This is a genomic window from Kitasatospora sp. NPDC086009, from assembly GCF_044540385.1.
Taxonomy (GTDB): domain Bacteria; phylum Actinomycetota; class Actinomycetes; order Streptomycetales; family Streptomycetaceae; genus Kitasatospora.
Map to the genome: position 1 here is coordinate 369,641 of NZ_JBITSA010000006.1, position 23,365 is coordinate 393,005.

Annotated in this window: 21 protein-coding genes; 14 read left to right on the forward strand and 7 right to left on the reverse strand. The window is 73.5% G+C overall.

All coding sequences use genetic code 11. The annotated features are described in order from the left end of the window. Position 1: 1 nt before the first annotated feature. The 5 genes from ACIF6L_RS18160 to ACIF6L_RS18180 all read left to right on the forward strand — a co-directional run bounded on the left by ACIF6L_RS18160 (position 2) and on the right by ACIF6L_RS18180 (position 4,281). Positions 2-916, forward strand: coding sequence for a F0F1 ATP synthase subunit gamma (locus ACIF6L_RS18160; protein WP_329489618.1), 915 nt, complete (start codon positions 2-4; stop codon positions 914-916). A 2-nt stretch (positions 917-918) separates the two neighbouring features. After that, positions 919-2,364 (forward strand): F0F1 ATP synthase subunit beta, encoded by a 1,446-nt coding sequence (gene atpD, locus ACIF6L_RS18165; RefSeq protein ID WP_329489619.1) that lies wholly within the window; start codon positions 919-921, stop codon positions 2,362-2,364. 186 nt (positions 2,365-2,550) lie between these two features. Next, a complete protein-coding gene (locus tag ACIF6L_RS18170; RefSeq protein ID WP_148642910.1) occupies positions 2,551-2,934 on the forward strand; it encodes a F0F1 ATP synthase subunit epsilon in 384 nt (127 codons plus the stop codon). Between the two features lie 148 nt (positions 2,935-3,082). Next, positions 3,083-3,583 carry a DUF2550 domain-containing protein gene (locus tag ACIF6L_RS18175; protein ID WP_329489620.1) on the forward strand — a complete coding sequence of 167 codons (501 nt, stop codon included), beginning with the start codon at positions 3,083-3,085 and terminating at the stop codon, positions 3,581-3,583. A gap of 125 nt (positions 3,584-3,708) precedes the next feature. After that, positions 3,709-4,281: a cob(I)yrinic acid a,c-diamide adenosyltransferase gene (locus ACIF6L_RS18180; RefSeq protein ID WP_329489621.1), complete on the forward strand. Its 573-nt coding sequence runs from the start codon at positions 3,709-3,711 to the stop codon at positions 4,279-4,281. 51 nt (positions 4,282-4,332) lie between these two features. Here the strand turns inward: ACIF6L_RS18180 and ACIF6L_RS18185 are convergent, their stop codons facing one another. Further along, positions 4,333-4,923 (reverse strand): hypothetical protein, encoded by a 591-nt coding sequence (locus ACIF6L_RS18185; RefSeq protein ID WP_396488468.1) that lies wholly within the window; start codon positions 4,921-4,923, stop codon positions 4,333-4,335. Positions 4,924-5,079: 156 nt separating this feature from the next. Here ACIF6L_RS18185 and ACIF6L_RS18190 point away from each other — a divergent pair, with 156 nt between their 5' ends. The 5 genes from ACIF6L_RS18190 to ACIF6L_RS18210 all read left to right on the forward strand — a co-directional run bounded on the left by ACIF6L_RS18190 (position 5,080) and on the right by ACIF6L_RS18210 (position 11,217). Continuing rightward, positions 5,080-6,291 carry a sensor histidine kinase gene (locus ACIF6L_RS18190; RefSeq protein ID WP_396488469.1) on the forward strand — a complete coding sequence of 404 codons (1,212 nt, stop codon included), beginning with the start codon at positions 5,080-5,082 and terminating at the stop codon, positions 6,289-6,291. Next, positions 6,288-6,938 carry a response regulator transcription factor gene (locus ACIF6L_RS18195; RefSeq protein WP_329489624.1) on the forward strand — a complete coding sequence of 217 codons (651 nt, stop codon included), beginning with the start codon at positions 6,288-6,290 and terminating at the stop codon, positions 6,936-6,938. Before ACIF6L_RS18190 ends, ACIF6L_RS18195 begins: the two co-directional genes overlap by 4 nt. Before the next feature lie 183 nt (positions 6,939-7,121). Then, on the forward strand, positions 7,122-7,991 hold the full coding sequence (locus tag ACIF6L_RS18200) for a 3-hydroxyacyl-CoA dehydrogenase family protein (RefSeq protein ID WP_359803136.1): 870 nt from the start codon (positions 7,122-7,124) through the stop codon (positions 7,989-7,991). Positions 7,992-8,355: 364 nt separating this feature from the next. Next, positions 8,356-8,700 (forward strand): STAS domain-containing protein, encoded by a 345-nt coding sequence (locus ACIF6L_RS18205; protein WP_329489626.1) that lies wholly within the window; start codon positions 8,356-8,358, stop codon positions 8,698-8,700. Positions 8,701-8,907: 207 nt separating this feature from the next. After that, positions 8,908-11,217 (forward strand): ATP-binding protein, encoded by a 2,310-nt coding sequence (locus ACIF6L_RS18210; protein WP_396488472.1) that lies wholly within the window; start codon positions 8,908-8,910, stop codon positions 11,215-11,217. 4 nt (positions 11,218-11,221) lie between these two features. Here ACIF6L_RS18210 and nucS read toward each other — a convergent pair whose 3' ends face one another. Next, positions 11,222-11,881, reverse strand: coding sequence for an endonuclease NucS (gene nucS / locus ACIF6L_RS18215; RefSeq protein ID WP_329489628.1), 660 nt, complete (start codon positions 11,879-11,881; stop codon positions 11,222-11,224). Between the two features lie 486 nt (positions 11,882-12,367). Here nucS and ACIF6L_RS18220 point away from each other — a divergent pair, with 486 nt between their 5' ends. Then, complete coding sequence (locus ACIF6L_RS18220; RefSeq protein WP_329489629.1) at positions 12,368-12,760, forward strand: SCO5389 family protein; 393 nt, start codon at positions 12,368-12,370, stop codon at positions 12,758-12,760. Between the two features lie 117 nt (positions 12,761-12,877). Here ACIF6L_RS18220 and ACIF6L_RS18225 read toward each other — a convergent pair whose 3' ends face one another. Further along, a complete protein-coding gene (locus ACIF6L_RS18225; RefSeq protein WP_396488474.1) occupies positions 12,878-14,185 on the reverse strand; it encodes an LLM class flavin-dependent oxidoreductase in 1,308 nt (435 codons plus the stop codon). 227 nt (positions 14,186-14,412) lie between these two features. Here ACIF6L_RS18225 and ACIF6L_RS18230 point away from each other — a divergent pair, with 227 nt between their 5' ends. Then, entirely contained in the window at positions 14,413-14,736 is a 324-nt protein-coding gene (locus tag ACIF6L_RS18230; RefSeq protein ID WP_329489631.1) for an ATP/GTP-binding protein, read from the forward strand. A 28-nt stretch (positions 14,737-14,764) separates the two neighbouring features. Here the strand turns inward: ACIF6L_RS18230 and ACIF6L_RS18235 are convergent, their stop codons facing one another. Together ACIF6L_RS18235 and ACIF6L_RS18240 are read right to left on the reverse strand one after the other, a co-directional pair. After that, entirely contained in the window at positions 14,765-15,532 is a 768-nt protein-coding gene (locus tag ACIF6L_RS18235) for an ABC transporter permease subunit (protein WP_352289397.1), read from the reverse strand. 1 nt (position 15,533) lies between these two features. Continuing rightward, positions 15,534-16,541: an ABC transporter ATP-binding protein gene (locus ACIF6L_RS18240; protein ID WP_396488477.1), complete on the reverse strand. Its 1,008-nt coding sequence runs from the start codon at positions 16,539-16,541 to the stop codon at positions 15,534-15,536. Between the two features lie 92 nt (positions 16,542-16,633). Between ACIF6L_RS18240 and ACIF6L_RS18245 the strand changes: the two genes are divergently transcribed. Beyond that, positions 16,634-17,428 carry an alpha/beta hydrolase gene (locus ACIF6L_RS18245; protein ID WP_352289403.1) on the forward strand — a complete coding sequence of 265 codons (795 nt, stop codon included), beginning with the start codon at positions 16,634-16,636 and terminating at the stop codon, positions 17,426-17,428. After that, positions 17,425-17,745: a hypothetical protein gene (locus ACIF6L_RS18250; protein ID WP_329489635.1), complete on the forward strand. Its 321-nt coding sequence runs from the start codon at positions 17,425-17,427 to the stop codon at positions 17,743-17,745. The genes ACIF6L_RS18245 and ACIF6L_RS18250 overlap by 4 nt, the downstream gene beginning before the upstream one ends. Positions 17,746-17,886: 141 nt before the next feature. On the opposite strand, the gene ACIF6L_RS18255 is transcribed toward ACIF6L_RS18250, so the two are convergent. Then, a complete protein-coding gene (locus ACIF6L_RS18255; RefSeq protein WP_218201876.1) occupies positions 17,887-18,816 on the reverse strand; it encodes a cellulose-binding protein in 930 nt (309 codons plus the stop codon). Between the two features lie 107 nt (positions 18,817-18,923). Further along, positions 18,924-23,177 (reverse strand): hypothetical protein, encoded by a 4,254-nt coding sequence (locus tag ACIF6L_RS18260; RefSeq protein ID WP_396492537.1) that lies wholly within the window; start codon positions 23,175-23,177, stop codon positions 18,924-18,926. Between the last annotated feature and the right edge of the window lie 188 nt (positions 23,178-23,365).

The window sequence follows — 23,365 nt, forward strand, 5'->3', positions numbered from 1 at the left end:
CATGGGAGCACAGCTTCGGGTCTACAAGCGCCGGATCCGCTCTGTCACCGCGACGAAGAAGATCACCAAGGCGATGGAGATGATCTCCGCGGCGCGCATCGGTAAGGCGCAGCGCGCGGTGGCCGCCTCCACTCCGTACGCCGATGAGCTCACCCGGGCGGTGACGGCGGTGGCCACCCGGTCCAACGCCAAGCACCCGCTCACCAGCGAGAACCCGGCCGCCACGCGCGCCGCGGTACTGCTGATCACGGCGGACCGCGGTCTGGCGGGCGGCTACTCGTCCAACGCCATCAAGGCCTCGCTGGTGCTCGCCGAGCGCCTGCGCGGCGAGGGCAAGGACGTGGTGACGTACGTCGTCGGCCGCAAGGGCGTCTCGTACTACAGCTTCCGTGACCTCGCGGTCGCGGAGTCGTGGACGGGCTTCTCGGACAAGCCGACGTACGGCGACGCCAAGGCGGTCTCGGCCGCTCTGATCTCGGCCTTCACGGCCGAGACGGACGGTGTCGACGAGGTCCACGTGATCTCGACGCGGTTCGAGTCCATGCTGACCCAGACCGCGGTGGACGCCCGGCTGCTGCCGCTGAAGCTCGACGAGGTCGAGCTCAGCGACGAGTCGAAGGCCACGCACGAGATCTTCCCGCTGTACGACTTCGAGCCGTCGGCGGAGGGCGTCCTCGACGCACTGCTGCCGCGGTACGTCGAGAGCCGGATCTACAACGCCCTGCTGCAGTCCGCCGCATCGGAGCACGCCGCTCGCCGGCGCGCGATGAAGAGCGCGACGGACAACGCCGGAGAGCTCATCAAGTCGCTTACGCGGCTTGCCAACTCGGCCCGTCAGGCCGAGATCACCCAGGAAATCAGCGAGATCGTCGGCGGTGCCAACGCCCTCGCCGACGCTAGCCGCGGGAGCGAATGAGAATGACCACCACTGTTGAGCCGACCACGGCGACGGGCCGCGTCGCGCGGGTCATCGGCCCGGTCGTCGACGTGGAGTTCCCCGTCGACGCGATTCCGGAGATGTTCAACGCCCTGCACGTCGAGGTGGACAACCCCGACGGCTCGGGCAAGAAGGTCCTGACCCTCGAGGTCGCGCAGCACCTCGGCGACGGCATGGTCCGCGGCATCTCGATGCAGCCGACCGACGGCCTGGTCCGTGGCGCGCAGGTCTCCGACACCGGCTCCGCCATCTCGGTGCCGGTCGGCCAGATCACCAAGGGCAAGGTCTTCAACGCCCTCGGTGAGGTGCTGAACGTCGACAAGGCCGAGTTCGAGGCCGAGGTCAAGGTCCGCTGGCCGATCCACCGCAAGGCGCCGGCCTTCAAGGACCTCGAGTCCAAGACCGAGATGTTCGAGACCGGCATCAAGGTCATCGACCTGCTCACCCCGTACGTCACCGGTGGCAAGATCGGTCTGTTCGGTGGTGCCGGTGTCGGCAAGACCGTTCTGATCCAGGAGATGATCTACCGCGTCGCCGAGAACTTCGGTGGTGTGTCGGTCTTCGCCGGCGTCGGCGAGCGCACTCGTGAGGGCAACGACCTCATCCACGAGATGGTGGACTCGGGCGTTCTGGACAAGACCGCGCTGGTCTTCGGCCAGATGGACGAGCCGCCGGGCACCCGTCTTCGCGTCGCGCTCTCCGCGCTGACCATGGCGGAGTACTTCCGTGACGTCGAGAAGCAGGACGTGCTCCTCTTCATCGACAACATCTTCCGGTTCACCCAGGCCGGTTCCGAGGTGTCGACCCTGCTCGGCCGGATGCCCTCCGCGGTGGGTTACCAGCCGAACCTGGCCGACGAGATGGGCCTCCTCCAGGAGCGCATCACCTCGACCCGCGGTCACTCGATCACCTCGATGCAGGCGATCTACGTCCCCGCGGACGACCTGACCGACCCGGCCCCGGCCACCACCTTCGCCCACCTGGACGCGACGACCGTTCTGTCGCGCCCGATCTCGGAGAAGGGCATCTACCCGGCCGTCGACCCGCTGGACTCCACGTCCCGCATCCTCGACCCGCGGTACATCGCGCAGACCCACTACGAGACGGCCATCCGTATCAAGGGGATCCTGCAGAAGTACAAGGACCTCCAGGACATCATCGCCATCCTCGGTATGGACGAGCTGTCGGAGGAGGACAAGATCACGGTCCACCGTGCCCGTCGCATCGAGCGCTTCCTCTCGCAGAACACCTACGTGGCGAAGCAGTTCACCGGCGTCGACGGTTCGACCGTGCCGCTGTCGGAGACCATCGAGGCCTTCAACGCGATCGCGGACGGCAAGTACGACTCCGTCCCCGAGCAGGCCTTCTTCATGTGCGGTGGCATCGAGGACCTCGAGAAGAACGCCGCCGAGCTCGCGAAGAAGTAGTCGCGTCCGGTAGCAGCCGAGTGTGATCGTGAGGGGTGGGCCCCAGCCCTGGGACCCACCCCTCACGTCGCACCGGCTGTGATTCCGGTCAAATCCGTGCCGCCGGTTTCATGCCGGGGGCGCGGGCCCGTTATTCTTACCGAAACTCCCGAGTAATCGGGGGTTGCATGAGCCTAGGAGCCCACGTTGGCTGAGCTGCACGTCGAGCTGGTCGCAGCCGACCGCAAGGTGTGGTCCGGTGCGGCCACCATCGTCGTCGCCCGTACGGCCTCCGGTGACACCGGCATCATGCCGGGGCACACCCCGGTGCTGAGCGTGCTGGAGACCGGTCCGGTCACCATCCGCACCGTGGACGGCGGCACCGTGATCGCCGCTGTGCACGGCGGCTTCATCTCCTTCGCCGACAACAAGCTGTCTCTGCTCGCGGAGATCGCCGAGCTGGCGGACGAGATCGACGTCGCGCGCGCCGAGCGTGCACTGGAGAAGGCACAGTCGGACCTGGACGAGCACGCCGAGCGACGCGCCGAGGTGCGTCTGTTCGCGGCGCGCGGTCTCAAGGCCCACGCCTGAGTGCGCAGGACCCTCGCTTAGCGGGGTCGACCGACGGTCCCGGGGACGCGCGAGCGTGACCCCGGGACTGTCGTCTCAGTTGGTAGGTCAACGCGGTCGCCTGATACGACCGATACGGGGAACGCGGGTAGCGAGGAGGTAGGTGAGCATGGTCCTCGCCCTTGTGGTGTGCGCGGCGGTCGTTGCGCTGGGTGTGATCGGCCTGGTGGCGTTCGCGGTACGGCGCCGTGTGATCCAGCGGGTCGGCGGAACGTTCGACTGCAGTTACCGGCTCAAAATGCCCGCCGACGCCTCGACGCAGCCCGACCTCGACGAGAACGGCAAACCCACCTCGGCCCCGGTCCCCCAGACCGATGGCAAGGGGTGGGTTTTTGGTATCGGGCGCTACAGCGGTGACTCGATCGAGTGGTTCCGGGTCTTCTCGTACGCCCCGCGCCCGCGCCGGGTGCTCCCCCGCCGGGAGATCGAGGTGCTCGGCCGGCGCTACCCCGAGGGCCAGGAGGAGCTGGCGCTGCTCTCCGGCTCGGTCGTGCTCCGCTGCCTGCACAACGGCGCCCCGCTGGAGCTGGCGATGAGCGACGACGCCCTGACCGGCTTCCTCGCCTGGCTCGAAGCCGCCCCGCCCGGGCAGAGGGTGAACGTCGCGTAGCGGCGACACGCTCGGGGTGGGGGCACCTCCCGGCCGGAGGCTGGGGGAGGGTGAACGTCGCGTAGCGACGAGACCCTCGGGCCGGGGGTTAACGCGGCCTAACCCGGCTCGCTAGGCTGGGCGGCATGGTCAATCTGACGCGCATCTACACCCGTACCGGCGACGACGGCACCACCGCGCTCGGTGACATGAGCCGCACGACCAAGACCGACCCGCGCCTGATCGCGTACGCCGACACCAACGAGGCCAACGCGGCGATCGGCGTGGCGATCGCCGCCGGAGGCCTCGCCGAGGACGTCACCGCGGTGCTCGTCCGGGTGCAGAACGACCTCTTCGACGTCGGCGCGGACCTGGCCACCCCGGTGGTGGAAGACCCGAAGTACCCGCCGCTGCGGGTGCTGCAGTCCTACATCGACAAGCTGGAGTCGGACTGCGACCACTACCTGGAGTCGCTGGAGAAGCTGCGCAGCTTCATCCTCCCCGGCGGCACCGTCGGCGCGGCCCACCTGCACCTGGCCTGCACGGTGGTGCGGCGGGCCGAGCGGGCCACCTGGGCGGCGATCGAGGAGCACGGGGACACCGTGAACCCGCTGACCGCCAAGTACCTCAACCGGCTGTCCGACCTGCTGTTCATCCTGGCCCGGGCGGCCAACAAGGAGCGTGGCGACGTGCTCTGGGTGCCGGGCGAGAACCGGTGAGCCGACCGCCCCGCCGGTCGGCGGGGCGGTCGGGCGTCCGGCGGCGGGCCGCTACTGCTGCTGGGGGATCTTCCAGCCGACCACGTGCCCGTCCTCGACGATCGCGCCGGCCGGCGCCTCCTTGGGCCAGAGCGAGTAGCAGCCGGCCACGATCACGTTGATCCCGGCCGCCATGCCCAGCCGCAGGTACCAGCCGGTGAAGGTGCCGAAGCCGGCGGCGCCGTCGGAGAGCGGGACGAGCGCGGTGATCAGCGCCAGCGTGATGGCGGCCGAGACCACGGTGCGGCGGCAGACTTCCCACTCGTGGCGGGTCCGCGCGGGCCCGTACTTGGGGGCGCCCTTGGGCTTGGGGCCGCCGGCGAAGCGGTACAGGAAGTGCCGGTCGGCCCAGCGGACCAGGGACGGCCCGAAGCCGATCGAGAAGCCCGCGTAGCTCGCGGCCAGCGCGTGCGTCCAGCTCGCGGTGGCGCCGCCGCGCAGGTCGAGCACGGTGAGCACGAAGAGCGTGAGGTCCACCACCGGCAGGCCGACCAGCAGCGCGGTGCTCACCCCGCGCAGCCGCAGCAGGTAGCGGGTGGCGAGCCCGAGGGCGAGGAGCACCCAGAAGGCGACCTCGGCCCCGATGACGAGGGTGACGATCATGGTGACTCCCGGACTTCTCGGCGGTACCCCCAGCCTTGCCGCCCGGGGCGCCCCCGTCGTCGTCGCCGACGCCGAACCGGGCCTGCACCTTTCGATGTACGGCGGCTCCTCCCTGGACCGGAGCCGGGGACCGGCCGGGGATGATCTGATAGGGGAGTGCGCAGACCGACACTCACCCCGCGGCAGGAGGACCGGGCGATCGCCCTCTTCGGGGTGCTCGGCGGGCTGGTGCTGATCGCGTCCAAGGTCTACGACCACTCCTCAACCGTGCCGCGCTGGCTGGTGCTGCCGCCGCTGCTGGTCACGGCCGCGCTGGAGCTGTTCCGGCGCACCCGCCCGATCCTGACGGTGACGCTGGGCGGGGCGGTCTTCGCGGCGAGCATCTTCAGCGGTGCGCTGATCGCGACCACCATCATGTACACCGACCTGCTCTACGCGGCGGTGGTCTACGGGCGCCCGCGGATGTCCCGTGTCCTGCACCTGTCCGGCGCCGCCTCGGTGCTCGTCCTGAGCAGCCTGTCCTTCCTGTACAGCGACGCCCCGACGGCGCTGGCCGTCGTGGTGCTCACCTCGCTGATCTTCCTCGGACCGGTGTGGACCGGGGACCTGGTGCGCAGGCACCGTGAGGAGGCGGAGAGCCAGCGGCTGCGCGCCGAGCAGACCGCGCTGCTCTCCGAGATGGACCGGCGCGAGGCGGTGGTCGCCGAACGGGCGCGGATGGCGAGGGAGTTGCACGACGTGGTGGCCAACCACCTGTCGGCCATCGCGATCCACGCCACCGGCGCCCAGTCGGTGGCCCGGCGCCAGCACCGGACGGCGGAGGATCCGCTGGTGGCGGCGCTGGGGGTGATCCGGGAGAACAGCGTGCAGGGATTGGCCGAAATGCGCCGCATGATAGGGCTGCTGCGCGACAGCGGCGGCGGCGAGGCCGACGCGTCGTACGCCGCGCCCGACCTGGGTGCGGTGGACGCGCTGCTGGCCAAGGCCGGGGACGCCGGGCGGGCCGTGGGGCTGGAGTTCGAGCTCGCGGAGCACGGCGAGCGCGGGGAGCCGGCGGTGCCGGTCGGGCTGGCGGCGTACCGGATCGTGCAGGAGTCGCTCACCAACGCGCTCAAGCACGCCGGCCCGGGCCGGGTGCACGTCCTGCTGGAGTACCTTCCGCAGGAGCTGCGGATCACCGTGGACAGCCCGTACCGCACCGACGTGGGCCGGGAGCTGCCCGGCGCCCGGGCGGGGATGGTGGGCATGCGGGAACGGGCCGGGCTGCTCGGCGGCAGCTTCGAGGCCGGTCCGGTCGGGGACCGCTGGACGGTACGGGCGGTGCTGCCGCAGGAGCCGGTGGCGGCGGAAGGGGAGCGGCGGGCATGACGATTCGGGTGCTGGTGGCTGAGGACCAGGCGGCCGTCCGGGCGGCGCTGGTGATGATCCTGCGGGCGGAGCCGGACCTGGAGGTGGTCGGGGAGGCCGCGGACGGCGAGGAGGCGGTGCGGCTGGCCCTGGAACTGCGGCCCGACGTCGTCCTGATGGACGTGCAGATGCCCCGGCTGGACGGCGTCTCGGCGACCGGCCGGGTGGTGGCCGCGGGGGCCGCCCAGGTGCTGGTGCTGACCACCTTCGACCTGGACGAGTACGTCTACGGCGCGCTGCGGGCCGGCGCGGCCGGCTTCCTGCTGAAGGACCTGGAGGCGGACACCCTGGTCGAGGGCATCCGCACGGTGGCGCGCGGGGACGGCATGCTGGCGCCCTCGGTGACCAGGCGGCTGATCGGCACCTTCGCCCGCCCCGGCCGCGCGGTCGGACCCGAGACGCGGGAGTCGGTGTCGGGGCTCACCCCGCGCGAGCGGGAGGTGCTGGCCTGCATCGGCGCGGGGATGTCGAACGGCGAGATCGCCGAGCGGCTGGAGATGGCCGAGGCGACCACCAAGACGCACGTCAGCCGGATCCTCGCCAAGCTGCGGATGCGCAGCCGGGTGCAGGCGGCGATCCTCGCGCAGGACCTCGGTCTGACGATCTGAACAACGGCCTTCCGGTATCGGGCCAGGTCAGTCGCAGATCACACTCCCGGATGACACCACGGCGGGCGGAAGGGCATTAGAGTCCGGCGCATGAGCGGCGCGGCTCATGAGCGGGTGACCCCTGCGCTGAGCCGCCTTCAGGGCCCGCCCGCAGGGCGGCGACGGCATCCGGGAGACCCAGCCATGAGCAACGCGTCCAGCAAGCAGATCGCCGTGATCGGTGCCGGCCTGATGGGTGCCGGTATCGCCCAGGTCTCCGCCCAGGCCGGACACCCGGTGGTGCTGCGGGACGTCACCGAGGCCGCGCTGCAGCGCGGTGTGGCCGGTATCCGGGCCTCGTACGAGAAGTTCGTCGCCAAGGGCCGGCTGACCGCCGAGGACGCCGAGGCGGCGCTCGGCCGGATCACCACCACGACGGACCTGGGCGCGGTGGCCGAGGCCGACATCGTGGTCGAGGCGGTCTTCGAGCAGCTGGACGTCAAGGAAGCCGTCTTCAAGGAGCTCGACAAGCTCGCCAAGGACGGCGCGGTGCTGGCCTCCAACACCTCGGCCATCCCGATCACCCGGATCGCCGCCGCCACCGGGCGCCCCGAGTCGGTCGTCGGCGTGCACTTCTTCTCGCCGGTGCCGCTGATGCGCCTGGTGGAGCTGGTGCGCGGCTACAAGACCAGCGACGAGACGCTCGCCACCGCGCGCGCCTTCGCCGAGGGGGTCGGCAAGGAGGTCGTGGTGGTCAACCGCGACGTGGCCGGCTTCGTCACCACCCGCCTGATCATGGCGCTGGTGGTCGAGGCCGCCAAGCTGTACGAGTCGGGCGTCGCCAGCGCCGAGGACATCGACACCGCCTGCCGGCTCGGTTTCGGACACGCCATGGGCCCGCTGGAGACCGCCGACCTGACCGGCGTCGACATCCTGCTGCACGCCGCCCGGAACATCTACGCCGAGACCAAGGACGAGAAGTTCGCCGCGCCGGAGATCATGGCCCGCATGGTCACCGCCGGTGACCTGGGCCGCAAGAGCGGGCAGGGCTTCTACCCGTACCCGGCCAAGTGACCCGCCGGGGCCGCTGACCGACCGGGCCGTGCGGTCGCCGCACCGTACGGCCCACCTCGCCGGGGGCGGGTGAGTTTCCTCACGCCGGGTGCCGCAGACGGGTGATTTGGGCGGTAATCGAGCGTAGGTGTGGAGACTTCCTGCGTATATTCCCTCGGACGAGTGAAGTTGCTTCAGATCTGGCCGGAACCAGCAACCTGCGGACCTGGTTCACCGTCAGATGAGGGGGACCCGGCCCACGCCGACGATGCTGCGGCCGGCCCGGGCGCGGGGCTCCACGCCCGCCCGGTGGACACCCGATCCGGGCCCGCGCGGCCGGGGCGGAACGACCCGTACCAGTGACCGCCAGGCGGAGGAGGAGACCATGCGCATCACGGGCGACCAGACGGCGCTGGCCATCGAGGGCCGCCTCGACGTGCGCACCGCCGCCGACGCGCGGGTCCGGCTGCACCAGGCCGTCGACGGCGGTCGGGGCGACCTCGTACTGGACCTCACCCGGCTGGAGTTCTGGGACGCCACCGGCCTCGGTGTGATCATGGGGACCCACCGCCGGGCCGGCCGGATCGGCCGCCGGCTGGTGCTGCGCTCCGTCCCGGCGCAGCTCCAGCGCCTGCTGGTGGCCACCCGGCTGCACCGCATCCTCGCCGTCGAGGGCGTCGTCCCCGAGCCCTACGGCGCCACGCTGCCCGCCCTCGGCCCGGTGCTCTAGGGCTCCCGCGCGCCCCCCGGAGAGGGACCGCCCTGCGCGGTCCGGACCGGATGTGCAAGAGTCTGCCGTCAGAAGACGGCCGCCGGGGACAGGACCGGCTCCTTCCCGCCCCGGCGGGGTGGGGGTCCCCCCGGCCGGAGGCAGGGGCGCACCCCCGGTCCGGAACGGCCGTACCGAGTCGTCGGCCGACCAGGGGCGGAGCAGATCGTGGGACAGCCATCCGGTGAGTTCCGGCAGGAAGCCGTCCGCACCCGGGGCGGTGAGCTGGTCTCCGGGGCCCTGCTGGTGACCGTCGGCACCCCGGAGGGGTCCGAGGTCCGGCCCTGCCCCGAGGAGTGGCGGCCCCGCCCGCGCCGGATCGGGCGCACCGAACCCGCCCGCGGACCGGTCGGCGGCCCCGGCCGCGCGGTCGGACCGCTCGCCCTCGGCGCCGGCCCGGCCGACCTGCCGCTGCTCGACCGCGAGGCCGACATCGCCCACCTGCTCGGCCTGCTCGCCGAGGGGCGTTCGATACGCCTGGTCGGCCAGGCCGGCTCGGGCCGCAGCGCCCTGCTCTCGGCGGTCGCCGAGGCGGCGGGCGACCTCGCGCCCGGCGGCGTCGTCCAGCTCTGCGGTCACCGCCGCACCGGCGACGACCTGCTCCAGGACCTCTTCGCCGCCACCCACCAGGCCCCCGGCTTCCGGCCCGACCCGGGGCAGCTCGCCGAGCACCTCGCGCAGGTCGGCGCGGTCGTGGTCGTCGACGAGGTCGAACCGGTCGGCGCGGAGCTGGAGCGGGTGCTCGCCGCCGCCCCCGACTGCGCCTTCCTGATCTCCGTCGCGCCCGACAGCCCGCCGCTGTCCGCCGACTCCCGGCTGCGGGACCACCTGGTGGCCGGGCTCTCCCGGTCCGCCTGTCTCGCGCTCGCCGCCCGGCTGGCCGGCCGGCCGCTGGACGCGGCCGAGAAGGCCTGGGCGGTCGACCTCTGGTTCGAGTCCGAGGGGCTGCCGCTGCGCTTCGTCCAGGCCGCCGCGCTGCTGCGTCAGCGGGACGTCGCCGTGGACGCGCTGGTCGCCGCCGAGGAGGACCGGCTGGACGTCTTCGGCGCGGTCGAGGAGCCCGACCGGCACCCCGACCCGGCGGTCCGTGAGAGCGAGCTGCGCGGGGCCGTCCCGCTGCCGTCGGTGGCCGAGAGCGCCTCGCCCGCCGTCCGGCTCGCCGAGGGCCTCAGCGAGCCGGCCCAGGCCGTGCTGAGGCTCGCGGTGGCGCTCGGCGGCGAGTGCCCGACCGCGCCGCACCTGCCCGCGCTGATCGACGTCGGCCAGGGCGAGAGCGCGCTGCACGAACTCGCCGACGCCGGGCTGGCGGTGTCCATCGGCGGCCACCACCGGCTCACCGCGGGCGCGCTGGACCTGCTCGCCCCGCACTGGCCGGCCCGCCGCAGCATCGACGGCGCCGCCCAGCACTTCGCCTGGTGGGTCGGGCACAGCTCGGTCTCCACGGAGCAGATCGCCGCCGAGGCGGAGGTGGTGATCGGGGTGCTGCTGGCCGACCGGGCCGCCGGCCGGCACGCGGCCGTCCTGCGGCTGGCCCGGGCGGCCGGCCCCGCGCTGGCCCTGGCGCTGCGCTGGGGCGCCTGGGAGCGCGCCCTGCTGCTCGGCCTGGAGGCCGCCCGCAACACCGGCTCCCGGGCCGACGAGGCCTGGTTCCACCACGAGTTGGGCGTCTACGCGATCTGCGTCCGGGAGCCCGGGCGGGCCGTCGCCGAACTGGAGTCCGCCCTCACCCTGCGGGCCGCGCTCGGCGAGCCGCGCGGGGCCGCCGGCGCCCGCCGGATGCTCGATCTGCTGCGCGCCGACGGCCGGCAGCTGCCCGCCGCGGCGACGACCGCCCCGGCGCCCGTCCGACGTCCCGTCATCCGGGCCATCGCGCAGGTGCCGTGGCGGTTCAAGACCACCCCCGGCACGGCCGGCGGCACCCGGCGCACGGTGATCGCCGCCTCGGCGGCCGTCCTCGCGCTCGGCGTGCTGGGGACGGCGGTCGGGCTGAGCGTCACCGGGCCGGACGAGCACCGCGGCAACGACCCGCTCAGCAGCACGGACGACGGCACCGGCCTGCCGGCGGGGCGGCCGGCGCCCCGGCCGAGCCTGAGCCCCGAACCGACGCTGTCCGACGACGCGTCGGGCTCGCAGGGCCCGCAGACCCCGTCCGCGCAGGACCCGGCGGGCCCGGAGTCGTCGGCGGGCGGCGGGACTTCGCACTCGCCCTCGGCGTCCGGGTCGGCGTCGAAGAAGCCGAGCAAGTCGCCGACCGCGACCGGCTCGCAGTCGCCGTCCCCGGGCCAGTCGCAACCGCCGGTGGTCCCGTCCGTGCCGCCGCCGGTTCAGCCGACCGTCCCGCCCTCGGTGCCGACCAGTTCCGGTCCGGGCACGACGCCTCCGACGACCGCTCCGTCGACCCCGGGCTCCCCGACCACCGCGCCGAGCACGCCCGGGACCCCTTCGCCGACGGCGACCGGCACGGTCACAACGGGCTGATCGGTCAGAACAGCTTGAGCTTGTCGTCGTCGATGCCGCGCAGTCCGTCGTAGTCGAGCACCACGCAGCCGATGCCGCGGTCGGTGGCGAGGACGCGGGCCTGCGGCTTGATCTCCTGCGCGGCGAACACGCCCTTCACCGGGGCGAGCAGCGGGTCGCGGTTGAGCAGCTCCAGGTAGCGGGTGAGCTGCTCGACGCCGTCGATCTCGCCGCGGCGCTTGATCTCGACGGCGACGGTCGTGCCGTCGGAGTCGCGGCAGAGGATGTCGACCGGGCCGATCGCGGTCGGGTACTCGCGGCGGATGAGCGACCAGCCGGCGCCGAGCACCTCCATCCGGTCGGCCAGCAGCTCCTGGAGGTGTGCTTCGACACCGTCCTTGATCAGGCCGGGGTCCACCCCGAGTTCGTGGGAGGAGTCGTGGAGCACCTCCTCCAGCGTGATGATGAGCTTCTCGCCGGCCTTGTTGATCACTGTCCAGACCCCGTCGCCCACCTTGAGGGTGCACGGCGGGGACATCCAGTTGAGCGGCTTGTAGGCGCGGTCGTCGGCGTGGATGCTGACGCTGCCGTCGGCCTTGACCAGGATGAGCCTGGTGGCGGAGGGCAGATGGGCGGAGAGCCGACCGGCATAGTCGACTGAGCAGCGGGCAATTACGAGACGCACGGTCGACCACGCTAGCCCACCGGGGCCAGTTGATGCGATTCCGCGACGGCCGGGTGAAGAATCCGCGAACCCCGCGAACATGGAAGTTCGGCGATCCCGCGAATGCCTGTCGGCACTCTGGCGCCCATTCCCACGGGCAGCTACGGTGTGTGACGGCTTGCTTGCAGCGGAGCTGTCAACGGGGACGGAGACTTCAGATGAACGATCCAGCAGGATCCGGCCAATCTGGTGCAGCAAGGCGTATTTACGGAGCAATCCACAGGAATCCCCGGCCTCGCCCCCGATCGGCTGCCACGCTGTCCTGAGCGGCCGGTGCCCCCGACGCGTCCTCCGACGCGGCCTCGGCGCCGCCGCCTCCGCGCGGTGCCGGAAACAGCCGTCCGACGGCGTTCCGGACATCACGCGCGTTTCGCCCACCCTCACCCTCAGCTTGGACTACGCATCACCACCCGGGCGCCGCGCGGGTGGACCGCGAGAGGAGAATCCATGTCGCTCGACGTCTCACCGGCCCTGCTGGAAAAGGCCGAGCGGGGCGAGGTCGACGAGCGGGAATTCGTCGACTGCGTCCGCGTCTCCCTGCCGTACGCCTGGGAGCTGATCAGTTCGCTGGTCGCCCAGGCGAAGGTCGACGGCACCGACTTCGCCGACAACCACGTTCCGCCGCCCAGCGAGCAGGCCCGCGGCCAGCTCCTCCGGGCCCTCGCCAGCGACGCCATCCGGGGTGCGCTGCAGCGCCACTTCGGCGTCCGGCTGGCCTTCCAGAACTGTCACCGGGTGGCGGTGTTCCTGCCGTCGGACTCCAACGAGGCGCGGTTCGATCGCTTCACGTCCGTCCGGGAGCAGCTGCTCAACCAGTCCGAGGAACTCCGGGACTGCTGATCGCGCGGGCCGACCGTGCCGGTTCGACGGCGCGGGGAACGCCGGTGCCGCCGCCGCGGCACCGGAACCGCCACCGGGCCGCCCCACTCCGCTCAGGGGAGGGGCGGCCCGGCGACGTCAGCCCAGCTGCGGCAGCACCTCGGAGCCGAGTCGGGCGATGTTCCGCAGGGTGGCCTCACGGTCGCCGCTGCCCTCGGCGAGGAGGGCGAAGCGCCGGATGCCGGTGCGCTCGGCGGTGGCCAGCAGCCGGTCGGCACACTGCTTCGGCGTTCCCACCGCGTGCAGGTCGCAGAGCAGTTCGGTGTACGCGTGCGGGTCGCGCATCTTGCGCTCCCGGCCGTCCACCGTGCGGTGGGCGCCGAGCCCGTACTCGAACCAGCCGGGCATCGCGCGCAGCAGCGTGGCCCGGGCCGTCGAGGTCCGGTCGTCGACCTGCGCCACCCCGGCCGCGACGTGCTGGCGGCCGATCCGGCGCAGCTGCTCCTCGCCGCGCCCGGCGGCCAGCCAGGCGGTGCGGTAGAGCTCCAGCATCCGCAGCTTGTCGTCGTCCCCGGAGTGCATGCCGAGCAGCATCGGCAGGCCGCGTTCGGCGGCGAGCCGGACCCCGCCGGGTGAGGTGCAGGCCACCACCAGCGGCGGGCCGGTCACCGGGCGCCCCGAGGCGGTGAGTTCGTCGACGGGCGCGTCCGCCTCCACCCGCTGGCGGGGGAAGCGCAGCAGCCCGGACTGGTCGCCGAGCCCGAGCCAGGCGCCGAGGTCGGGCCGGCGGGGCGGTTCGGTGGCACGCGGCACCACGGCCACCTCGGGGAAGCTGAACTGCGGGCCGTCCGCGCCCACCCGGGAGCCGCGCAGCCAGCGCAGCAGCAGGTCGAGCCGCTCCGGGAAGCCCTGCTCGAAGGCCTCCACCCCGCCGCCGAAGACATCGAGGTCGATCCACGGACCGCCGCGCCCCACCCCGAGCGTGAAGCGCCCGTCGGAGACGAGGTGCAGCATCGCGGCCTGCTCGCCGAGGGCCACCGGGTGCGCGGTGGAGAGCACGCTGACCGCCGTGCCGATCCCGATCCGGCGGGTGCGGCCGAGCAGCATCGCGGCGAGCGTGGCCGCGTTCGGGCAGACGCCGTAGGGGACGAAGTGGTGCTCGGCGAGCCAGACGCTGTCCAGGCCGGCCCGTTCGGCCTCGACGGTGGCCCGGACCGTCCGGTCCAGCGCCTCGCCGTGGGTCTGTCCGGGGAACTGGGCCGAGAGCAGGAAGGCACCGACCTTGACCGGTGCGGTGTCCGCGGGGCGTGCGGCGGAGCGCTGGGGCGCCGGCAGGGGGGCGCCGGTGGCGGTGGCCGGGCCGGCGGTCGTCGATGCCGGGCCGACGGTGGGCGGCCGGACTCCGACGGGTCGGCGGGTCTCGGCGCGGGCGCTGGTCTTGGTCATCCTTGGGCCTCCTCGGGTGCGCGCAGGGTCTGCGGGCCCCGCCTCTCCCCTTGTGAGTAACCGATGTCATGTGCCAATGGCACGCCGAACCACGAATTTCACAGAAGAACGGGTGGATATCACGGGAAACACCGAAGCGCCGGGCGGCGCCGTGATAGTGGCTTCGAGGGGTGCGCGCCGGCCGTAACCTGGAACGGTCACGAGCCCCCGTAGAGAGGTAGCCAGACGTGTCGCCCCGCCGCAACCGGATCAAGAGCGCAGCCGACCACGAGGACTCGGCGCCGGCCGCTCCGCTCGGCGGCGCGCTGCGCCGCACCGAGAGCTACCGGGGGGACGAGTGGGTGGTGCAGACGGTGGCCGGCACCGCCGGCCGGCACTACCGCTGCCCGGGCTGCGACCAGGAGATCCCGCCGGGCGTGGGCCACGTGGTGGCGTGGCCGATGTACGGGGCCGGGGTGGACGACCGCCGGCACTGGCACCGGGCGTGCTGGGGCGCCCGCGACCGCCGGGCCTCGAACATCCAGCGCGGCCGCGGCGCACCCCGGTACTGAGGGCGCCGCGGCCGCGTCGGCGAGCCGGTCAGGCGTCGCGGTTCTTCAGCACCAGCGCGCCGCCGACCAGCGCGGCCACCGTCCAGGCCAGGCAGATCGCGAAGCCGGCCCACGGCCCGTACGGCTGGTTGTGCTGCTCGTAGACGAGCATCATCCGCGAGCCCGCGTAGTCGGGGAAGTAGTGCGCCAGCGTCTTGACCTTCGGCACCGCCGAGAGGATCGGCGAGAGCAGGAAGAAGAACGGCACCAGCACGCCCAGCGCCAGCGTCTGGTTGTGCAGCATCGCGGTGACGCCGGCCGAGAAGAGGCAGAGCAGCGTCAGGTACATCGCCGCGCCGAACACCGCGCGCAGCACGTGCGGCTCGCCGAGGCTGGTGGAGTGGTCGCCGAGCAGCGCCTGGCCGACGAAGAACGTGATGAACGCGGTGACCAGGGAGACCGCGAAGGCCAGCGCGCCGAGCACCACCATCTTGCCGGTGAGCAGGGTCCCGCGCTGCGGGACGGCCGCCAGGGTGACCCTGATCATCCCGCTGCTGTACTCGTTGCCGACCGCCAGCACGCCGAAGACGATGATGGCCAGTTCGCCGAGGATGATGCCGGAGAAGGCCGTCCCGGTGGCGTCGAACGGGCTGTCCGCGTCGCCCCGGAACTCCTCGAAGTTGTTGTTGGTGAGCAGCGACAGCAGGGCGCCGATACCGAGGGTGACCACGAAGGCCAGCGCGAGCGTCCAGACCGTCGACCGGACACTGCGGATCTTCGTCCACTCGGAGCGCAGCACCGCGGGGAAGGACGCCATCTCAGTTCTCCTTCTGCTGTACGGCCGCCGGCTCCTGCTGCGCCGCCGCGCCCTGCCAGTTCGTGCCCCAGGTGCCGGGCGCCCCGGCCGCGTCGCGGCCCTCGCCGCTCCCGGCGTGGTACTCCACCGAGTCGGCGGTCATCTGCATGAAGGCCTCCTCCAGCGAGGCCTGCTGGGGGCTCAGTTCGTGCAGCACCACCCCGTGGGCGGCGGCCAGGTCGCCGAGCGCGGCGAGCTCGCCGTCGACCACCTCGTAGGAGCCGTCCGGGCCCGGTTCGCCGCGCAGCCCGGCACCGGCCAGGACGTCCAGCAGCCGCTCGGGCTGGGGGCTGCGCAGGCGGACGGCGGTGCGGGAGTTGCGCCGGATGAACTCGGCCATCGGCAGGTCGGCGAGGAGCCGGCCCCGGCCGATGACGACCAGGTGGTCGGCGGTGACGGCCATCTCGCTCATCAGGTGGGAGGAGACGAAGACGGTCCGGCCCTCGGCGGCGAGGCGCTTCATCAGGTTGCGGATCCAGAGGATGCCCTCCGGGTCGAGCCCGTTGACCGGCTCGTCGAACATCACGATCTCCGGGTCCCCGAGCAGGGCGGAGGCGATGCCGAGCCGCTGGCCCATGCCGAGCGAGAAGCCGCGGGCGCGCTTGCGGGCGACCGGGGTGAGGCCGACCAGGGCGAGCACCTCGTCGACCCGCCCGGTGGGGATGCGGTTGCTCTGGGCGAGCCAGAGCAGGTGGTCGCGGGCGGTCCGGCCGGGGTGGACGGCCTTGGCCTCCAGCAGTGCCCCGATGTACTTCAGCGGCTCGCTGAGCTGCCCGTATCTCTTGCCGTCGATGGTGACGCGGCCGCCGGAGGGCCGGTCGAGGTCCAGGATCATCCGCATGGTGGTGGACTTGCCGGCGCCGTTGGGGCCGAGGAACCCGGTGACCACACCCTGCGGCACCTGGAAGCTGAGCCGGTCCACCGCGAGCGTCTTGCCGTAACGCTTGGTCAGTTCGTGCAACTCGATCATTCGCGCTCCCTCACTCTCCGTCAGGCTATGACAAACCGGACAGGGTGGCCCGCTGAGTGGGCCCGCCGGGCGCACCGAACTACGGTGGGCGCATGACCCAGCTCCCCTCCGCATTGTCGGTCCGCGAGAGTGGTACCGGAATGCCCCTCGTGCTCCTGCACGCCTTCCCGCTCGATGCCTCGATGTGGTCCGCCCAACTGGACGGGCTGCCCGGGACGACCGGCCACGAGGCCCGGGTGCTCGCGCCCGACCAGCGCGGCTTCGGCAGTACCGAGCTGGGCACGGACGAGCCCTCGCTGGACGCGGTGGCCGACGACGTCGCCCTGCTGCTGGACGCGGCCGGGATCGACCGGGCGGTGATCGGCGGTCTCTCGATGGGCGGGTACGTGGCGCTCGCCTTCGCCCGCCGCCACCCGCGGCGGATGGCCGGTCTGCTGCTGGCCAACACCAAGGCGACCGCCGACACGGATGCCGCCCGGGCCAACCGCGAGCGGATCGCCGCCGCCGTCCTGGCCCGGGACAGCGTCCAGCTGCTGCTCGACGAGCGGATGGCGGCGGGCCAGCTCGGGCCGGACTCCGGGCACCTGGTCGACCGCGTCCAGGGCATGATCGCCGCCGCGTCGCCGGCGGCGGTGGCCTGGGCGCAGCGGGCGATGGCGGCCCGGCCGCAGACTCTGGACGTGCTCGCCGGGGTACGGGTGCCGACCGCCGTCGTGGCGGGGGAGCTGGACGGCCTGATGCCGCTCGAAGAGGCCGAGTTGATGGTGCGGGCGCGGCCCGACGCCGAGTTGACCGTCATCCCCGGCGTGGGGCACCTGAGTGCGCTGGAGGCGCCGGAGGCGTTCGACGCGGCGGTGCGCGGGCTGCTGGCGCGGGTGACGCGATGAAGGAGGAGCGGGCGGAGACCGGCGGCTGGGACTTCTCGGCGCTGGAGGTGACCGGCCGGGTACCGGTCACCAACCGCGGGGAGGGGCTGCTCGAACTGACCCTGGAGCCGCTCGGCGAGGACTACTGGATGCGTCCGGGGGAGACCTTCATCGTCACCTCGTACGGCGACTACGGCTCCGGACACCCCTTCGAGGTGCAGTACTGGCGGGACTCGGTCTCGGTCTGGTGCACCTCGTGGTTCGGCACCGTCTCGGACGACGACGGCAACCAGCTGAGCTGTGGCCACCAGCGGCCCGACGGGGCCTATCCGCGGTGAACCCGGGGAGTGGGGAGTCGGGCCGGCCGACTTCCCGCTCCGGGCCGCCAGGGGCCGCCAGGGAGCCGCCCCGGGGCCGTCGCCGGGGGACAGCAGGACGGGCCCCCACCCGCAAGGGTGGGGGCCCGTCCTGCCGCGGCGTCAGCGCGACTGCTGGGCGGGCACGCCCATGGTGTCGTCGTTCGGCAGCGAGGCGGCGGCCACGGCCGCGCCGGTCAGCGTCGCCAGCATCTCGCGGACGTTGGTCAGCTGGGCGTTGATGCTGTCGCGGCGGTTGGTGAGCGCCGCCAGCTCGCGCTCGGACTCGCTGCGGATCCGGTCGGCCTTGGCGTTGGCGTCGGCCACGATGTCCTCGGACTGGCGCTGGGCCGTCTCCACCGTCTGGCGGGCGCGACGCTCGGCGTCGGTGCGCAGCTTCTCGGCCTCCAGGCGCAGCTGCTCGGCCCGGTGCTCGATCTCGGCCAGGCGCTTCTCGGCCTTGGCCTGACGGGCGGCCAGGTCGCGCTCGGACTGCTCGCGGCGCTTGGCCAGGTTGGTCTCGAACTCCAGCGCGGCCTGGGCGGCCTTGGTGCGGGTCTCCTCGAAGAGGGCGTCCGCCTCCTCGCGCTTGTTCTGGGCGTCCTTGTTGGCCTCGGCGCGCAGCTGGGCGCTGTCGCTCTTGGCCTTGTCGACGATCCGCAGACCCTCGTCCTCGGCCTTGGCCTTGCGGTCCTTGGCGTAGTTCTCGGCCTCGGTGCGGACCTGCTGGGCGGCGGCCTCGGCGAGCTCGCGGTGCTGCTCGGCAGCGCGGTGCGCCTCGTCGCGCAGGTCCTTGGCCTCCTCCTCGGCGAGTCGCAGGATCTTCTCGACCCGGGCGCCGAGACCGGCGTAGGAGGGCTCCGCCTCGGTGACCGCCGCCTGCGCGGTCTGGGTCTCCAGGTGGAGCTCCTCGATGCGCTTCTCCAGCGCGCTGATCCGGGTCAGGGCACTGTCACGGTCGGCCACCAGCTTGGTGATCCGCTCGTCGACCTGGGCGCGCTCGTACCCACGGCGCACCAGGTCGAAGCCGTGAGGGGAGTGACTGTCGCTCATGGGGTTCTGGGCTTCCTGTCGTCAAACCGCTGAGGTGGTTGAGGGAATCCTGACACGGTACCGGAGTGTCGTCGGCGAAATGCCGTTGTCTTGCGGAGAATGTCCGCTCAATCGGGTGGTGCGCTGCCGGAACGATTGCCACCCGACCGGGGGGAGCCGACTCCGGCACCCGCCTTGGCCCCCCCGTCTTTCTTGCTCGTACTTCCCCCGTTTGCCTGCACGACCGGTGACGGTGCTTCGAACGCCTCCAGCGCGGACAGCACGTCCTGCACCCTGGAGATCTCGGTGTTGATGTCCTTGCGGCGGCGCACCAGCTCGTCCAGCTCGCGCCGGCCCTCGTCGGTGACCCGCTTCGCCTCGGTCCGTGCCTCGGCGAGCACCCGCTCGGCCTCCGCCTTCGCCAGCTCGATCTGCTCGTCGGCGGCCTCGTCGGCGGTCCGCAGGCGCTTCTCCGCCTCGGCCGCCGCCGTCTCGATCCGCTCCTCGGACTCCTCCTGGGCGGACTTCAGCTTGGCCTCGGCCTTGATGATCAGGGCCTCGGCGCGGTCGGTCGAGTCGGCCAGCTTGGTCTCGGCCTCCTTCAGCAGGCCCTCGGCCTTGCGGACGGCCGAGATCCGGACCTTGCTGGCCTCGGCGGACGCCTGCGAGTTCAGCTCGTTGGCGTGCTCCTCGGCGGCCGCGATCAGCGCCGCCGCCCGCTCCTCGGCCTCGGCGACGGCGGCCACCGCCTGCTCCTCGGCCTCGGTCAGCTGCTCCTGGGCGGCCGTCACCAGCGCGTCCACCCGCTCGCCGGCCGACTTCATCGCCTGCGCGTTCTCCTTGCGGGCGCGCTCGTGCAGGGCCTCCACCTCGGCGTCGGTGCGCTCGCGCAGCTCCTCGGCGCGCTCGCGGATCGCGGTGGCGTCCCGGCGGGCCTCGGAGAGCAGGGCGTCGGCGTCGGCCCGGGCCTTCTCGACCGCGGCCTGCCCGGCCGCCTCGCCGGCCGCGACCAGCCGGTCGGCCTCCTTGCGGGCGGCCGCGACCATCGCGTCCGCCTGCTCCTCGGCGGCGGCGGTGGTGGCCAGCGCGGTGGTCTGGGCGTCCTCGCCGAGCGCCTCGGCGTCGGCGAAGGCCCGCTCCAGGACGGACTTGGCCTGCTCGCGGGTGGCCTTGTCGAAATGCTCGGCGGCCTCGCGGATCTCCGCGTCGAAGGCGTCGGCGCGGGCGTGGGTGTCCGCGTCGTAGTCGTCCGCGAGGGACCGGGTGGCCAGCGCGTACTCCTCGGCCTCGGCCCGCAGCGCGGCGGCGAACTCCTCGGCCTCGGCGATCGTGGCGGCGGCCCGCTCCTCGCCGGCGGCCACCGTCCGGGCGGCCCGGTCCTCGGCGGCGGCGCGCTGCTGCTCGGCGTTCTCCCGGGCGGCGTGCAGTTCGGCCTCGGCCTCGGCGCGCAGCTGCTCGTCGTAGGCCTGCGCCTCGGCGCGGCGGCGGGCCAGCTCGGCCTCGGCGGCCTGGCGCTCGCCGGCCAGCTCCAGCTCGGTCTGCTCGCGCAGCGCGGTCGTCTCGGCGGCGGTCCGGGCCCGCAGGTCCGCGGTCTCCCGGTCGGCCAGGGCCCGCTGTTCGGCGGTCTCCCGGTCGGCGCTCTCGTGCTGCTCGGCGATCGCGCGGGCGGTGCGCTCGCGCAGCTCGGCGGTCTCCCGGTCGGCCAGCGCGCGCTGCTCGGTGGTCTCCCGCTCGGCGGTGTCGCGCAGTTCGGCGGCGGCCTGCTCGGCCTCCCGGCGGACCTCGGCGGCCTCGCGCTCGGCGGTGGCCCGCAGCTCGGCGATCTGCAGGGACGCGGCCTCGTGCATCCCGGCCACCGACTGGCGGACCTCGGCGGCCTCGTCCTCGGCGTTGGCGACCAGCTCGGCGGCCTCGGCCCTGGCCGCGGCCGTCAGCTTCTCGCCGTCGATGCCGGCCTGCTCCAGCACCGCCCGCGCCTCGGCGCGGATCGACTCGGCGGTGGCACGCGCCTCGGACAGCTCCCGGCCGGCCTCGGCCCGGACGGTCTCGGCCTGCTCGGAGGCCAGGGCCAGGTCGGCCTCGGCCCGCTCGCGCAGCGCCGAAGCGGCGGCCTCGGCCTCGGCCGTCCGCTGCTCGGCGGCGGCCCGGGCGGCCTCCAGCGCCTCCTCGGCCTCCGCCCGCAGACGGGCCGTCTCGGCGGCGGTGTACTCGGTGAGTTCGGCGGCGCTCTGTTCGGCTTCGGTGCGGAGTCGGTCGGCGTGGGCCTCGGCGGCTTCGCGGAGCGCGGTGGTCTCGGCGGCGGTGCGCTCGGTGAGTTCGGCGGCGGTCCGTTCGGCTTCGGTGCGGAGTCGGTCGGCGTGGGCCTCGGCGGCTTCGCGGAGCGCGGTGGTCTCGGCGGCGGTGCGCTCGGTGAGTTCGGCGGCGGCCGTCTCGGCCTGCTCGCGGGCGGTCCGGGCGGCGGCCAGCTGCTCGGCGGTCTCCTCGCGCTCGCGGAGCAGACCGGCGGCGGCCTCCTCGCGCTCGCGCCGGCTCTCCTCGCGCAGCGCCTCGGCGGCGGCGTCGGCCTCGGCCCGGGTCCGGGCCAGCTCGGCGTCGGCCTCGGCGCGCAGCCGCTCGGCGTCGGCGACCGCGGCGTCCAGCACGGCGGTGGCCTCGGCCTGCGCGTCGGCCCGGACGGCCTGCGCGTCGGCGTTCGCCCCGGCCCGCACCCGCTGGTCGAACTCCGTTGCCTCGCGGCGCAGTTCGGCGGTCTCACGCTCGGCGGCGGAACGGTTCTCGGCGGCCGCGGCCTTGGCCGCGGCGAGCGCGTCCTGGCCCTGCTGCTCGGCACCGGCGACGATCTTCTCGGCCTCGGCGCGGGCCCGGTCGAGGGTCTGCTCGGCGCGGCCCTGGGTCTCGGCGGCCTGCTGCTTGGTCTGCTCGCGCAGCCGCTCGATCTCGGCGGCCGCGCCGGCGCGCAGCTCGTCCGCGTCCGTCTTGGCCCTCGTCAGCAGCTCCTCGGCGTTCTTCGCCGACTCCTCGATCTGCACGACGGCCTGCCGGCGGGCCTCGCCGCGGACCCGGTCGGCCTCGGCGGCGGCCTGGGCGCGCAGCTCCTCGGCCTCGGCCCGCAGCCGGGCGGCCTCGTCCTGCATCTGCCGGACCCGCTCGCGGATGCCGGCCGCGTCGTCCAGGGCGGCGTTCTGGGCCTGCTCGACGGCGGCTTGCGCCTGCTCGCGCAGCCGCTCCGCCTCGGCGGCGGCCTCGGCGCGGATCCGCTCGGCCTCCGTGGTGGCCTCGGCCCGGATGGCCTCGGCCTGCTTGGTCGCCTGGGCGACCATCCTGGCGACCTCGGCGCGGGCGGTCTGCGAGCGCTGCTCGCTGGCGGCCTCGCCGTCGGCGACCTTGCGGACGGCGGCGGCCTCGGCATCGGCCTGGAGCTGCTCGGCGGCGGCCTCGGCCTGGGCGCGGAGCTCGGCGGACTCCCGACGGGTGCGCTCGGCCTCGGCGATCGCCTCGGCGCGCAGCCGCTCGATCTCGGCCTGGGCGTGGGCGAGCGCCTCCTCGGCGCGGGCCTGCTCGGCGCTGGCGTGCTCCTTGAGCCGACCGATCTCGGCCTGTGCGGCGGCGAGCTGCTGTTCGGCGGCGGCGTGCGCGGCGGCCAGCTGCTGCTGGGCCTCGCCGCGGGCGGCGTTCACGTCGGCGGCGGCCTGGGCGCCGGCCTGCTGGGCCTGCTCGGAGGCGGCGCGCAGCAGGCGCTCGGCGTCGGTCTGGGCGCGGTGGAGGGCGGCCTCGGCGGCGGCCTGGGCCTCGCCGCGGGCGGCGTCGACGTCGGCGGCGGTCTGGGCACGGGCGTGGTCGGACAGCGCGGCGGCCTCGGCGCGGGCCGCGGCCATCATCCGCTCGGCCTCGGCGCGGGCCTCCTGGAGCAGGCGCTGGGCCTCCTGCTCGGTGCCGGCCCGGGTCTGCTCGGCCCAGTTGACGTTCTCGTTGACGTGCTGTTCGGCGCTGCGCCGCAGCTCGGTGAGCTCGTCCTCCAGCTGGCGGCGGCGGGCGGCCAGCTCGGCCTCCAGCCGGGCGGTGCGCTCGGCGGCCTCGGCCATCAGGCGCTGGGTGGCCTGCTGGGAGTCGCGCAGCTGCCGCTCGGCGTCGGCACGCAGCTGCTGGGCCTGCATCTCGGCGGTGCGGAGCAGCTGCTCGGCCTGGCCGGAGACGGCGTCGAAAGCACGCGGCTGGGCGAGCATGCGACGGGACTCGTGCAGCTTGGCCCGGAGCACCTCCACCTGGTAGGCGAGGTCCTCGGCATGCTCGACGGTCTTGTCCCGCTCCTTGCGAGTCCGATCCATCTCGGCCTCGAACTGGGAGAGGTGATCGTCAACCTCGTAGCGGTCGTAGCCCCGCACTCCGCGGTCCCATCCATCTCCTGGTCGCGTCCTCGACCCGGCCGCACCCCGGCTCCCGTGTCCGGGGCCCCGGTCCGACTGGTCCTTGCATCCGCAGCCGGTGGACGGCCCCTGTTCTGGTCGGGGGCGTCCGCCACGGTTGTCGAAGTCCTGGGCGTCGGAGCGCGGTCGTGCCGCGTTCCCCCGTC